Annotated in this window: 9 protein-coding genes; 7 read left to right on the forward strand and 2 right to left on the reverse strand. The window is 59.1% G+C overall.

Annotation, left to right across the window (positions count from 1 at the left end):
* The first annotated feature begins 2 nt into the window (after nucleotides 1-2).
* The 5 genes from ELE36_RS06825 (at nucleotide 3) to ELE36_RS06845 (ending at nucleotide 4256) form a co-directional block, all read left to right on the forward strand.
* Nucleotides 3-515: an alpha/beta hydrolase gene (locus tag ELE36_RS06825; protein WP_129832359.1), complete on the forward strand. Its 513-nt coding sequence runs from the start codon at nucleotides 3-5 to the stop codon at nucleotides 513-515.
* Between the two features lie 7 nt (nucleotides 516-522).
* Nucleotides 523-2652: a bifunctional 23S rRNA (guanine(2069)-N(7))-methyltransferase RlmK/23S rRNA (guanine(2445)-N(2))-methyltransferase RlmL gene (gene rlmKL / locus ELE36_RS06830; RefSeq protein ID WP_129832360.1), complete on the forward strand. Its 2130-nt coding sequence runs from the start codon at nucleotides 523-525 to the stop codon at nucleotides 2650-2652.
* 127 nt (nucleotides 2653-2779) lie between these two features.
* Nucleotides 2780-3166, forward strand: a complete 387-nt coding sequence (locus ELE36_RS20495) for a hypothetical protein (RefSeq protein WP_129832361.1) — start codon at nucleotides 2780-2782, stop codon at nucleotides 3164-3166.
* A 167-nt stretch (nucleotides 3167-3333) separates the two neighbouring features.
* A complete protein-coding gene (locus ELE36_RS06840) occupies nucleotides 3334-3990 on the forward strand; it encodes a class I SAM-dependent methyltransferase (protein WP_129832362.1) in 657 nt (218 codons plus the stop codon).
* 35 nt (nucleotides 3991-4025) lie between these two features.
* Entirely contained in the window at nucleotides 4026-4256 is a 231-nt protein-coding gene (locus ELE36_RS06845; RefSeq protein ID WP_129832363.1) for a hypothetical protein, read from the forward strand.
* Nucleotides 4257-4282: 26 nt separating this feature from the next.
* On the opposite strand, the gene mfd is transcribed toward ELE36_RS06845, so the two are convergent.
* A complete protein-coding gene (gene mfd / locus ELE36_RS06850) occupies nucleotides 4283-7729 on the reverse strand; it encodes a transcription-repair coupling factor (RefSeq protein ID WP_129832364.1) in 3447 nt (1148 codons plus the stop codon).
* A 255-nt stretch (nucleotides 7730-7984) separates the two neighbouring features.
* Here mfd and ELE36_RS06855 point away from each other — a divergent pair, with 255 nt between their 5' ends.
* The gene (locus tag ELE36_RS06855) at nucleotides 7985-9103 is read left to right on the forward strand and encodes an efflux RND transporter periplasmic adaptor subunit (RefSeq protein WP_165371514.1); all 1119 of its coding nucleotides are present in this window, start codon (nucleotides 7985-7987) and stop codon (nucleotides 9101-9103) included.
* Nucleotides 9100-12216: an efflux RND transporter permease subunit gene (locus tag ELE36_RS06860; RefSeq protein ID WP_129832366.1), complete on the forward strand. Its 3117-nt coding sequence runs from the start codon at nucleotides 9100-9102 to the stop codon at nucleotides 12214-12216. Before ELE36_RS06855 ends, ELE36_RS06860 begins: the two co-directional genes overlap by 4 nt.
* On the opposite strand, the gene ELE36_RS06865 is transcribed toward ELE36_RS06860, so the two are convergent.
* Nucleotides 12197-13360 carry a TIGR03032 family protein gene (locus ELE36_RS06865; protein ID WP_129832367.1) on the reverse strand — a complete coding sequence of 388 codons (1164 nt, stop codon included), beginning with the start codon at nucleotides 13358-13360 and terminating at the stop codon, nucleotides 12197-12199. The genes ELE36_RS06860 and ELE36_RS06865 overlap by 20 nt on opposite strands.
* Between the last annotated feature and the right edge of the window lie 125 nt (nucleotides 13361-13485).

Genomic DNA, 13485 nt, shown 5'->3' on the forward strand with positions numbered 1-13485 from the left:
CAATGAAAGGTCACGTGATTCTCTCGCACGGCATGGAGAGCGGCCCGAACGCGACCAAGGTGGCGGCGCTCGCGGAAGTTGCCGAACAACTCGGCTGGCGGCATACGCGGCCGGACTATCGCGATCTCGATGCAGCGCATGATCCCGCGCTGATCGGGGCTCGCATCGCACGCTTGCGCGAGCATGCACGCGACGGCGAACGGCTGGTGCTAGCCGGTTCGAGCATGGGCGCATTTATTTCCGGGTTTGCCTCGATCGATTTGCCTTGCGCCGGTTTGTTTTTGATGGCGTTGCCGCTGCGTATTCCGGGTTACGCGCCCGAGTTTGCCGCCGCCGCCGTGCCAAGCGTGTTGTTGCACGGCTGGGATGATGAGCTGTGCCCGGTCGATGGCGTGCGTGCGTTTGCGGCATCGCGTCGCGATACGCTGATTCTGGTCAACGACAGCCATCGACTCAGCGCGCATGTGCACGCCGTCGCCGAGCAATTCCGTTTATTTCTTCTGAGCCTGGGCTAGAGTTTTCATGTCGCAATTTTTTGCTACCTGTCCGAAAGGGCTGGAATATCTGCTGGTCGATGAGCTCAAGTCGCTCGGTGCCGATGATGCGCACGAGTCGCTTTCCGGCGTGCATTTTTCCGGCGAACTGGAACTCGGTTATCGCGCGTGTTTGTGGTCGCGTCTGGCCAGTCGCATCCTGTTGCGTCTGGCCGAGTTCGATGTGCCCGACGAAGCCGCGTTGTACGCGGGCGTTGGCGAGCTGGATTGGTCGCAGCATATGGATGTCGAGGGCACGTTGGCCGTGGATGCAGTCGGCTCCAGCGAAACTTTGCGCAATACGCAATACGTCGCGCAACGCGTCAAGGACGCCGTGGTCGATCAGTTTCGCGAGCGCACCGGCCAGCGTCCGGCTGTGGATCAGGAACAGCCGTCTATACGGCTAAATATCGCGTTGCGTCGTGATCGTGCCTTGCTCAATCTCGATCTGTCCGGCGCGCCGTTGCATCAGCGCGGCTGGCGTCGCGGCACCGGCATCGCGCCGCTGAAAGAAAACCTCGCGTGCGCGATGTTGTTGCGCGCGGGCTGGCCGGCTATTTTCGCGGCAGGCGGCGGTCTGGTCGATCCGATGTGCGGTTCGGCGACGCTCGTGATCGAAGCGGCGCTGATGGCGGGCGATGTCGCGCCGGGTTTGCGCCGCGATTATTTCGGCCTGCGCGGCTGGAAACAGCACGATGCAGCATTGTGGAAATCCTTGCGCGACGATGCGTTTACCCGCGCCGATATCGGTCTGAAAAAACTCGCGCCGGTGTTCTTCGGTTTTGATGACGATCCGTCAGTACTGGCCGAAGCCAAGCGCAATGCGCAATCTGCCGGTGTCGCCGGGTTTGTGCATCTTGGGCGGCAATCGCTAACACATCTGAAGCGTCCGCATGAATGCGAGCAACCTGGTCTGGTGATCTGCAATCCGCCGTATGGCGAGCGCATGGGTGTGGACGAATCGTTGCTCGATCTGTATCGCGAAATTGGCTTACGCTTGAAATCTGAATTCACCGGCTGGAAGGCGAGTGTAATCACCTCGGACGATGCGCTGGCGCGGGCGATCGGCCTGCGCGCCGAAAAGCGCTACAAACTTTACAACGGTGCGCTCGAATGTGTGCTGCTCAATTTCGATCTTTACGCTACCGCAGCGATCGAACCACGCGAAGCCAAACCGCTGTCGCCCGGTGCGGAGATGTTGCGCAATCGGCTGCAGAAAAATCTCAAGCACCTGCGCAAGCCGCTCGCGCGCGAAGGCATCACATGTTATCGCGCCTACGATGCGGATCTGCCGGAATACGCTGCGGCGATCGATGTTTTCGCAAACCATCTGCACATCCAGGAATACGCGCCGCCGGCCAGCGTGCCGGAAGCAACTGCACAAATTCGTCTGCGCGAAATCGTGCGCGTCGCAGCGGAAGTGTTTGCCTTGCCGCGTGCATCGATCGCGCTGAAAACGCGCAGCCGCGGCAAGGGCGGTGAGAAATACGGACGCATGAGCGAGCGCGGCGAATTCATCGAAGTGGGCGAGGGCGGTCTGCGTTTTCTCGTCAACCTGAACGACTATCTCGATACCGGATTGTTCCTCGATCATCGCCCGTTGCGTGCGCGTGTGCGTGAACTCGCACGCGGTAAAACTTTCCTCAATCTGTTTTGCTACACCGGCACGGTCAGCGTGTATGCAGCCGACGGCGGTGCGAGCAAAACCACCAGCGTCGATCTGTCGGCGACGTATCTCGATTGGGCCGGAAGAAATTTCGCGCTGAACGGATTTGTCGGCCGCGATCATGCGCTGGTACAAGCCGATGGTTTGTCGTGGCTCGAAAATGATCCGGCGCTATACGATCTGATCTATGTCGATCCGCCGACGTTTTCGAACTCCAAACGCGCCGACGATTTTGATGTGCAACGCGATCATGTGCGTCTGCTCAAACTCTGCGCCGCACGTCTTGCGCCGGGCGGATTGATTTTGTTCTCGAACAATTACCGGCGCTTCAAACTCGACGAAACCGAACTTGATGGACTCGACATCAAGGACATCAGCGCGCAAACCATTCCGCTGGATTTCGCGCGCCACGCGCGTATTCATCGCTGCTGGGAAATCCGCCACGCATCGTAATCTTAAGATTTGTCGCCGGCTGAACGGCCGGCAACACCACGTCAACCGCCCGCCCCACGCTGCGTTATTTCACAGTCGATTCAGAACCGAAAGTGCAATATGAACTCGCAGTCTTAAGGAGGCCGCTATGTTTACCCCAGTAAGTAAAATCCGTTCAGTGTTGTTTGGTGTGGTCGCCCTTGCTGGCGTCGCCTTGGCGCCGTCCGCATTCGCTGGTCACTTGGGAGTGAGTGTCAACGTCGGTCTGCCCGGCATCGGTCTCGGCTATTCAAGCTGCGGTCATTGCGGATGGGGTGGCCACGGTTACGGTTATGCCAACGTGGGTTATGTCGGCGGTTACGCCCCAGCGTACTATCCGGCCTATTACGGTGGCGGCTACTATCGCGGCCCGGCTTACGGCGTAGTCTACGATCGCGGTTATCGCGGCGGTTATGGCCGAGGTGGTTACGATCGCGGTCGCGAACACGGCTACGATCATGATCGCTACTACAACCACGGTGGTTATCACCACTGATCGGTCGTCCAGTTTCCAGCGCTCTGCGCTGATCTGATCGAAACGCCTCGCCCGATTGGGCGGGGCGTTTTTTTGTGCGTCGCATGTGCCAAACGTTTGCCAAGTTTGATTGGCCTCGGCGCCACCCAACCACTATGATACGCGGCATTCCTTCAGCGGTATGTCGCATGAGTCAGCGCCCAGCAGCAGATAAACCAGCCAAACCTGTCGCCACGGCAGGATGGACATTTTTCCGGCAGTGGCTGAAGAATCCGTTGAGTATCGCGGCGTTGTCGCCAAGCGGACGCCAGCTCGCGGGTCGCATGATGAATGAGCTGCCGTCAGGCGCCAAACGTGTGGTCGAACTCGGCGGCGGCACCGGCGTATTTACCCGCGCCATGCTCGAACACGGCATCGAGCCGCACAACTTGCTGGTGGTCGAGCTCAACGAAGAACTGTATCAATATCTGCACGCGAGTTTCCCCGAGGTCAACGTGGTCTGGGGCAATGCCTGCGATCTGAATGCGATTGCGAGCAAGGCCGGCATGCTCAGCGATGGCAAGATCGATGCGGTGATCAGCGGACTCGGCCTGTTGTCGATGCCACGCGTTTTGCAGATGAATATTCTCGGTTCGGCCTTCGAGGTGCTGAAGCAGGACGGTTGTTTCATCCAGTTCACCTACGGCCCGAAATCACCGATTCCGCCGGATGTATTGCAAGAGCTCGGCGTGAGCGTGCGACGTGGTGGATTCGCGTGGCGCAATCTGCCGCCGGCATCGGTGTTTGTGTATTCGCGCAATCGGTCGAAGGGGATTCAGGCGACCAGGCCTGTGGCGAAAAGTTGAATCATCGCGGCCTAAGAAGATAGTTGGGGTATTTCATGACAGAGTCTGTACGCACACAAATTTTCCGCGCCGTTGGAATGTTTTTAGGCGTGGTCATGATTCTTTTCGGATCTGTTGATATTCTGCTTTCAATCATGGGCGAAATGCGGCCATTCGATTCGACTATGGGAGTGTCGCCGATATTTATGGGCTGGTTATTCGTGTCATATGGACTCGGCTGGTCTTCTCCTTTTCGCAAAGAAGCGCCTAGTCCTGCCGATAAATAAGTCATGCGAAATAGTTGGCTGGGTTTTCACTCCGCCATATTCGCGCCCAACGCAATCAACAACTCACGCGCGCTGCGCAACCGTTCAGCCGTACCCGGTAGCTCAAGTCTGATGCGCAATTTGTCCTGCCCATCCAGCCCATAAACCTTCGGCATTTTCTGGATCAGTTTGATCACGGTCATCGGATCGACATTCGGTTGCGGTTTGAAAATCACGCGGCCACCGGTCGCGCCGACATCGAGTTTGCGGATGCCAAGACGCGTCGCCGCAAGTTTCAGCGCGGCCACGCCGAACAGGTTTTTCACCTGCTCCGGCAGTAGCCCAAAACGATCGATCATCTCGACTTGCAACTCGCGCAGTTGATCCTCGTCCTGCGCACTCGCGATGCGTTTGTACAAGGTCAGGCGTGTGTGCACATCGGGCAGATAGTCGTCCGGGATCAGCGCGGCCAGATGCAGTTCGACCAAGGCGTCGTGTTCCGAGGTCAGATCGAAATCCGGCACCTTGCCGGACTTCAATGCGCGCACCGCGCGATCGAGCAATTCGGTGTACAGCGAGAATCCGATCTCGGTGATCTCGCCACTTTGTTCCTCGCCGAGCAATTCGCCAGCGCCGCGGATTTCGAGATCGTGCGTCGCCAAGGTGAAACCCGCGCCGAGTTCTTCGAGCGAGGCGATCGCTTCGAGACGCTTCTCCGCATCGCCGCTGATGCTGCGTCGATCAGGCACCATCAGATACGCAAACGCACGATGATGCGAGCGCCCGACGCGACCGCGCAACTGATGCAATTGCGACAGCCCGAATTTGTCGGCGCGATTGATCACGATGGTATTGGCGCTCGGCACGTCGATGCCGGATTCGATGATCGTCGTGCACACCAGCACGTTGAAACGCTGACGATAAAAATCGAGCATGACCTGTTCGAGTTCGCGTTCTGGCATCTGTCCATGCGCAACACGGATGCGCGCTTCGGGCACGAGTTCGCCAAGTTCGCGCGCAGCTTTTTCGATGCTCTCGACTTCGTTGTGCAGATAATAAACCTGGCCGCCACGCGACAGCTCGCGTTGGAATGCCTCGCGCATCAAGGCTGGATCAGTCGGCGAAATCACAGTCTGCACGGCCATGCGATGCGCCGGCGGTGTGGCGATGATCGACAGATCGCGCAGCCCGCTCATCGCCATGTTGAGCGTGCGCGGAATCGGCGTGGCGGTGAGTGTGAGCAGGTCGACTTCGGCGCGCAGTTTTTTCAGCGCTTCTTTCTGGCGCACGCCGAAACGTTGTTCTTCATCAACTATGACGAGGCCGAGATCCTTGAACTTCACATCGGCCTGCAACAATCGGTGCGTGCCGATAATTACATCGAGACTGCCATCGGCTAGCTTGCGGATTTCCGCCTCGATTTCCTTTTTCGACTTGAAGCGCGACAGCACTTCGACGCGGATCGGCCAGTCGGCAAAGCGGTCGCGGAAATTCTGGTAATGCTGCTGCGCGAGCAACGTGGTCGGCACCAGCACGGCAACTTGTTTGCCAGCAATCGCCGCGACAAATGCGGCGCGTAATGCGACTTCAGTCTTGCCAAAACCGACATCGCCGCACACCACGCGATCCATCGATTTCGGCGCGATGAGATCGTTGATCACCGCTTCGATCGCGCTGGCCTGATCCGGTGTTTCCTCGAACGGGAAGGTCGCCGCAAATTGCGCGTACATGGCGCGATCGAACTCGAACGCATAACCCGGACGAGCCTCGCGCTTGGCGTACAGCGCGAGCAATTCGGCAGCGGCATCGCGTACTTTTTCCGCTGCCTTGCGCTTGGCTTTGGCCCATTGTTCGCCGCCGAGCGAATGCAGTGGCGCGAGTTCCGACGCGGCACCGGAATAACGACTGACCAGATGCAGCTGCGCCACCGGCACGTACAGCTTGTCGCCCTTGGCGTATTCGATCGCGAGAAATTCGCCGCCTTCGCCGCCGACATCGAGCTTGAGCAAACCTTGATACCGACCGACACCATGGTCGGCGTGCACCACCGGCGCACCGATCGCGAGATCGGCCAGATCGCGGATGATCGCGTCGGGATCGCGCCCGACACGTTTACGTCGGCGCTGCTGCTGCACGCGCTCGCCGTATAACTGCCGTTCGGTCAGCACGGTCAGCGGCGGATCGTTGATCGCGAGGCCATCGTCGAGCGTGGCGACCGTGATCGCGAATCGCGCGTCGCTGCGCAGGAATTCCTGCCAGCTCGCGACTACCGCGGGTTTGATCGAAAGTTCGGCCAGCGTATCGAGCAGGGCTTCGCGACGACCTGCCGAATCGGTAGCGATCAATACGCGGCCTGGATACGCGCTTAGAAACGCTTTCAGTTCTGCGCCCGGAATTTCGCCCTTGCGCGCGAGCGCGAGCTGCGGTGCGGGTTGTGTGGCGAGCGCGACGGCGTGCTCGTTGCGCCCCTTCTCGACGATCTCGACACGCAAGGTCTGGTTCAGGCGCTCGCGCAGATTCTCTGGCGGCAGATACAGTTCCGGCACCGGCAGGATCGGGCGTTCGATGTCGTGCGCGCGCTGGTCGTAACGCGCCTGCGCCTGCGCGTAGAACTGCGTTGCCGCATCGAGCGCGCCTTCGTTCAAGACGAACAGCGATTTCTCGCCGAGATAATCGAACAGGGTTTCGGTCTTCTCGAAAAACAGCGGCAGGTAATATTCGATGCCGGCGGGTGTCGCGCCTTCCTTCAGATCCTGATACACCGGGCAGCGGCGCGGGTCGATCGGAAAACGTTCGCGCAAGGTATTGCGGAAATGTTTCGCCGATTCTTCGGTGAGCGGAAATTCGCGCGCGGGCAGCAGGCGCACCGACTCGACTTTTTCCTGCGAGCGTTGCGATTCGGGATCGAAGGTGCGGATCGAATCGATTTCGTCATCGAACAATTCGACACGATACGGCTCGGCGCTGCCCATCGGGAAAATATCGAGCAGTGCACCGCGCACGGCAAAATCGCCGGGCTCGGAAACCTGCGGCACATGCCTATAACCTGCGCTTTCGAGGCGACGTTGTTCGATGCCGAGATCGAGTTTCTGTTTCACCGCCAGCACCAGGCCGAAGCCGGTGATGAAGCTGCGCGGCGCGAGGCGTTGCATCAAGGTGCCGATCGGCACGACCAACACGCCGCGTGTCGTCGTCGGCAATTGATACAACGTGGCGATGCGCTGCGAAACGATTTCCGGATGCGGCGGAAACAGATCGTAGGGCAGGGTTTCCCAATCCGGAAAATGCAACACCGGCAACTCGCCGGCGAATACGCGCAAGTCGTCGTCGAGCGTGTGCGCGGCGTGGGTATCGCGCGTTACCGCAACCACCAGACCATCATGCTTGCGCGCGGTTTCGGCGATCGCCAAAGCGAGTGCCGAGCCCTGCGGTGGCAACCAGAAACTGCGATGTTTGCTGCTGCTCGGCAGCGGCGGAGTCAATAAGGCTTTCATGGATTCCAGAACAGGGACAGCGCCGTGGAGAGGGTCGAGGCACAGCAGCGCGCGGTGCCTAGTTTACCGCGTGCTGGAACGACGTGCGCGGATTTGATGCGGGTCGACAAGGTTGATCTGAATATCGTCCAAGCCAATAAGGATGCGGGTTTCACGACCATTGGTCATGCCCAATACTTCACATGATTTTACGTACCCGCTCGGCGCGATACGTGATAATGCAGGCCGATCAAATCTCTTGCGGATATGTATTACATGCTTAGTGTCACCCGAAAATTTTCATTGCGTGCGAGTGCCACGGTGCTGCTCGCGACCAGCATTGTGTTGGCCGGCTGCGCAGCACCGCCGCCGCCAGCGCCGGTTGCTGCAGTGCCGGTGAGTGTGGTCAGTGCGCAGAAAAAAACCATTCCGGAATTGATCAGCGCCGTCGGCACGGTCGAGGCGATCAACAGCGTCGCCGTAAAGTCGCTAGTCGATGGTCAACTGCTCGAAAGCCATGTCAAGGACGGTGAAGATGTAAAGGCCGGACAGCTGTTATTCAAGATCGATGCGCGCCCCGCCCAGGCCGCGCTCGCTCAAGCCGAGGCGGCGCAGGCCAAGGATGTCGCCGCGCGTGATTTGGCGAAGGCGCAAGTGGCGCGCTACAAACCCGTGGCCGACAAGGGTTTTGTTTCGGCGGATCAGATGCAGCAGTACGTGACCGCGTACGAAGCCGCTGCAGCGAGCGTGAAAGTCGATCAGGCGAATGTCGGCGCGGCGAAATTGACTCAGGGTTATACCAATATCTACGCGCCGATTTCCGGGCGCGCCGGACGCATCCTCGTGCAGGCCGGCAACATCGTCAAAGCCAACGACACGCAGGCGCTGCTGGTGATCAATCAGATCACCCCGATCTACGTCAGCTTTTCGATTCCGGGCCAGCTGGTGGCGCGTGTGCGTAGCGCGCAAGCGCAGGCGACGCTCGCGGTGCAGGCAAGCGCGGAAGGCATGCAGGATGCGGCCAGCGGCCAACTTGCGTTCGTCGACAATAGCGTCGATCAGACCACCGGCACGGTGAAGCTGCGCGCAAGTTTCGTGAATGCCGGCGAGCAACTCTGGCCGGGCCAGTTCGTCAATATCGCGCTGACGCTCGGCAGCGAAATCGATGCGATTGTCGTGCCGGATGCAGCGGTCAAGGCCGGTCCGAACGGCAGCTACGTTTTTGTGATCAATGCGCAACATCATGCCGAGTTGCGCAGCGTCACCGTCGCGCGCGATGCGGCCGGCGAAGTGGTTATCGCCAAGGGCTTGAATGAAGGCGATTCGGTCGTGACCGACGGCCAGTCGCGCCTGGTCGATGGCACGCTGGTCAAAACGGAAGCGGCGAAGCCATGAGCATTTCCGAGCTGTTCGTTCGTCGCCCGGTGATGACCACGCTGGTCATGGTCGGCATCCTCGTATTCGGCATCGCGGCCTATAAATTGTTGCCGGTTTCGGACTTGCCGAACGTGGATTTCCCGACCATTCAGGTCACGGCATCGTTGCCCGGTGCGTCGCCGGAAACCATGGCTTCGGCCGTTGCCACGCCACTGGAAAAACAATTCTCGACGATCGCCGCACTCGATTCGATGACGTCGCAGAGCGGCATCGGCCAGACCCAGATCACCTTGCAGTTCACGCTCGGTCGCAGTATCGATGCGGCTGCGCTGGACGTGCAATCGGCGATCTCTGCGGCGCTCAAGCAATTGCCGCCGACCATGACGACACCGCCGACATTCCGCAAAGTGAATCCGGCCGATGCGCCGATTTTTTTCGTCGGCATGACCTCGAAAACCTTGCCGCTGTCGAAGGTCGACGAGTACGCCGAAACCCTGCTAGCGCAACGTCTGTCGATGATTGATGGCGTAGCCCTCGTGAACGTTTACGGCTCGCAGAAATACGCCGTACGCATCGATCTTGATCCAGGTGCGATGGCCAGTCGGGGCCTTGGTATCGATCAGGTTTCGGCAGCGGTAAGCAGCGGCAATGTCGACCTGCCGACCGGTACGCTGTATGGCAGTGATCGCACTTACAACGTCATCGTGAACGGCCAGTACGACAATGCGAAATCGTTCGCCGACCTGATAGTGAGTTACCAGAACGGCGCGCCGGTGCGCTTGCGTGACGTCGGCAAAATTTATGATGGCGTGCAGAACGACAAGGTTGCGGCTTGGGTCAACGGTCAGCGCGGTGTGTTGCTGGCGATCCAGAAACAGCCGGGCGTAAATACCATTGCCGTGGTCGAACGCATTCGCGGTGTCTTGCCGGGTTTCAAGCAACAACTGCCCGCGGGCGCCGAGCTCAAGATATTTTACGATCGCACCGAAAGCATTCGTGGGTCGGTAGACGATGTCGAATTCAGCCTGCTGCTGGCACTGATGTTGGTGGTGCTGGTGATCTTCATTTTCCTGCGCAATATTTCGGCGACGGTGATCCCGTCGCTGGCATTGCCGATGTCGATCGTCGGCACGTTCGCGATCATGTATCCGTTCGGTTACAGCCTCGACAACCTCTCGCTGATGGCGCTGACATTGTGCGTGGGTTTTGTCGTCGATGATGCGATCGTCATGCTCGAAAACATTTCGCGGCATATGGAAATGGGCAAGACCGCGTTGCAGGCGACGCTTGATGGCGCGCGCGAAATCGGCTTCACCATTTTGTCGATGACCTTATCGCTGGCCGCGGTATTCATCCCGATCATGTTCATGGGCGGCATCATCGGGCGCCTGCTGCACGAGTTCGCGGTGACGATCGTCGCGGCGGTGCTGGTATCGGGATTTGTCTCGCTCAGCCTCACGCCGATGTTGTGCAGTCGCATGCTCAAGCCGCATCACGGCGAAACCCACGGGCGTTTTTATCAGGCCTTCGAGCGCGCGTTCGATGGCACGCAGGATCTGTATCGGCGTTCGCTCAATTTTTGCCTCGCCCATCGGCGCTGGGTGATGTTTGGATTTGTATTGATCCTTATTGCCACCGCGATCATGTTCGTCAAGGTGCCGAAAGGTTTCCTGCCGAGCGACGATACCGGGCAGTTGTTCGTGTTCACCGAAGCGGATCAGGATGTCGGTTTCACCGAGATGGCGCGCAAGCAGGGCGAAGCCGCGGCGATCATCGGCAAGGACAGCAACGTCGATGGCGTGATGTCGTTCATCGGTGTTTCCGGCAGCAGCTCGACCCTTAATCTCGGGCGCATGATCATCACCTTGAAGCCGCGCAGCGAGCGCGGTTCGCCCGATGAAATCATCCAGGAACTGCGCCCGAAACTCACCGGCATTGCCGGCCTGAAAGTTTATCTGCAGAATATTCCGATCATCCGCATCGGCGGCCAGCTGACCAAGACGCAATATCAATATACGTTGCAGGACAGCGATACCAAGGAGTTGTTTGCGTTCGTGCCGAAGATGGTTGAAGCGATCAGCAAGCTGCCGGGGTTTCAGGATGTGACCAGCGATTTGCTGATCGCAACGCCGCAGATGGATGTGAAAATAGATCGTGATGCGGCATCGGCGGTGGGTGTCACGGCAGCGCAAACCGAGACCGCGTTGTACACCGCGTTCGGTCCGGCGCAGGTATCGACGATCTACACCTCGATCGATCAATACTGGGTGCTGATGCAGGTCGACCCTAGCAAGCAGGGCGATACCAGCGTGCTCGGACAACTCTATATCCGCAGCAGCCACGGACAACTCGTGCCGCTGTCAGCGGTGGCGCATTTCACCAAGTCGGTCGGGCCGGCGACGATCAGTCATCTCGGCCAGGTGCCGTCGGTCACAGTGTCGTTCAATCTGGCGCTCGGCGTGTCGCTGAGCCAAGCGGTGGAGCGCATCGATGCAGCAGTCGCGCAGCTCAAGGTGCCGGACAGCATCATCGGTTCGTTCCAAGGCACCGCGCAGGCGTTTCAATCCTCGGTTTCGGGTATGGGTATCCTTCTGCTGATCGCGCTGTTCGTGATCTACCTTGTGCTTGGCATCCTGTACGAAAGTTTTATCCATCCGCTGACGATTCTTTCCGGCTTGCCGACCGCGGCGTTCGGCGCGTTGCTGACCTTGATGATTTTCCACATCGACCTGAATCTTTATTCCGCGGTCGGGTTGATCATGCTGATCGGCATCGTCAAGAAAAACGCGATCATGATGATCGACTTCGCGCTCGAAGCCGAACGCGGCGGCGCAACCCCGGAAGCGGCGATTCTCGAAGCCTGCATCGTGCGTTTTCGCCCGATCATGATGACTACATTCGCCGCGTTGTTCGGCACGTTACCGATCGCGCTCGGTGCGGAATCACGGCGACCGCTCGGTCTGGCGGTAGTCGGCGGCTTGATGACTTCGCAGGTGCTGACGTTATATCTGACACCAGTGATCTACTGCTATTTCGATCACTTGCAGACATGGTTGCGTACCCGCCGAGGGCAATCGCCGGCACGCACGATAACCGCAACTGCGGCAGTGATTACGCCGACGAAGCTGTAGCCGATTCGGTTTTTTCGACGGGCGGGGCGGGTGTGAATCCGACTTCGCGCAATGCCTCATCGGGCAACGCATACGCAGTGGCGAGCATATCGCCTTCGTGGATGATTTCTGGAAACAGCACGCCCGGAATTGCCTGCACGGCAAAAATTTCCTGCACGCCGCCAGTGAACTTGAGCAGCGAAATGGTCTTGCCGGTGTCGAGATGGACAACCCATACGCCACTCAGCCGATCGCTGTTTTCCTCGGTGATCGGGATGTCGGTAAAGGCATTGGTTTCGCGTAGTTGCGACAGACCGATAAATGCCACGGGACCGACAAAATCCAGGCCGCGCGCAAACCCCGGTACGCGCGCGACGTCGGTCTTTTCGCCGGTCTTCGGATCGACCGTGATCAATGCGCCGCGGCCGGATTCGAGCACCCACAAACGGTCGTTGTACCAGCGCGGCGAATGCGGCATGGATAGTCCGCGTGTGATCACCTCGCCGCTGATGCAGTCCATCAAAATGCCGCCATCGCGCTTGTTGGCGCGCCAACCGTTCGGCGTATTGGTTTCGCCGAGTGCGGTGACATAGCGCGCGCGGCCATCACGCATCGCCAGTCCGTTCAGATGACAGCGATCTTCCGGCGCGTAATGGCTGACAAACGACGGCCGCCATTGCGGCGCAAAACTCGATATCGAATCGAGTTTGCACAGGCACGAGAACAGCGTGTTGATGAACCACAGTTCGCCATCCGCATCCCACGCCATTTCGTGGATGTCGATCGCGCCGGTGATAAAACCGCGCCGCGCCATGTATACCGCGTCGTGACGCGGCGGATCCTGCAGGCGTTTGGCGACGTCCGGCATGTTGCGGAACTCGGCGATTTCCATACGCGCGCCAAGCACCAGTCTGTTCACATCCGCGGCCATGCCCATCGGCCGGTTGAAGCTGCGGAAATGGGTGTTGATGGTCGCGCCATCGGGCCGCAGTATCACCAATTTGCCAGCCTGATACGTGGTCACCAGCAGGCACGAATTCAGCTGCCGCAGAATATCCGGCATGTTGGTGGTATGCACACTGGCGAGCGCCTGCTCGATCGGAACAATCGGCTCGGCGGGCGCAGCGGTATCGGTTTCGGGAATGGAATCGACCGGATCAGTCATGCGAGTTCGTGGCGAGTGGGCGCAGGTAGGAGAGTGCCGCAAAAGATAACGGCGGAGCAAGTGAATGCTCCGCCGTTATTTTATTTCAGCCAGAGACGTTTGGATTAAAAACGCTCAGGCGATAT

The sequence above is a fragment of the Pseudolysobacter antarcticus genome, from assembly GCF_004168365.1.
GTDB lineage: Bacteria > Pseudomonadota > Gammaproteobacteria > Xanthomonadales > Rhodanobacteraceae > Pseudolysobacter > Pseudolysobacter antarcticus.

What these genes read in the sequence shown, in the direction of transcription:
- ELE36_RS06855 (WP_165371514.1), top strand. Translation starts at nt 7,985, where the DNA reads ATGCTTAGTGTCACCCGAAAATTTTCATTGCGTGCGAGTGCCACGGTG.
- ELE36_RS20495 (WP_129832361.1), top strand. Translation starts at nt 2,780, where the DNA reads ATGTTTACCCCAGTAAGTAAAATCCGTTCAGTGTTGTTTGGTGTGGTC.
- ELE36_RS06840 (WP_129832362.1), top strand. Translation starts at nt 3,334, where the DNA reads ATGAGTCAGCGCCCAGCAGCAGATAAACCAGCCAAACCTGTCGCCACG.
- ELE36_RS06865 (WP_129832367.1), bottom strand. Translation starts at nt 13,360, where the DNA reads ATGACTGATCCGGTCGATTCCATTCCCGAAACCGATACCGCTGCGCCC.
- mfd (WP_129832364.1), bottom strand. Translation starts at nt 7,729, where the DNA reads ATGAAAGCCTTATTGACTCCGCCGCTGCCGAGCAGCAGCAAACATCGC.
- ELE36_RS06825 (WP_129832359.1), top strand. Translation starts at nt 3, where the DNA reads ATGAAAGGTCACGTGATTCTCTCGCACGGCATGGAGAGCGGCCCGAAC.
- ELE36_RS06845 (WP_129832363.1), top strand. Translation starts at nt 4,026, where the DNA reads ATGACAGAGTCTGTACGCACACAAATTTTCCGCGCCGTTGGAATGTTT.
- ELE36_RS06860 (WP_129832366.1), top strand. Translation starts at nt 9,100, where the DNA reads ATGAGCATTTCCGAGCTGTTCGTTCGTCGCCCGGTGATGACCACGCTG.
- rlmKL (WP_129832360.1), top strand. Translation starts at nt 523, where the DNA reads ATGTCGCAATTTTTTGCTACCTGTCCGAAAGGGCTGGAATATCTGCTG.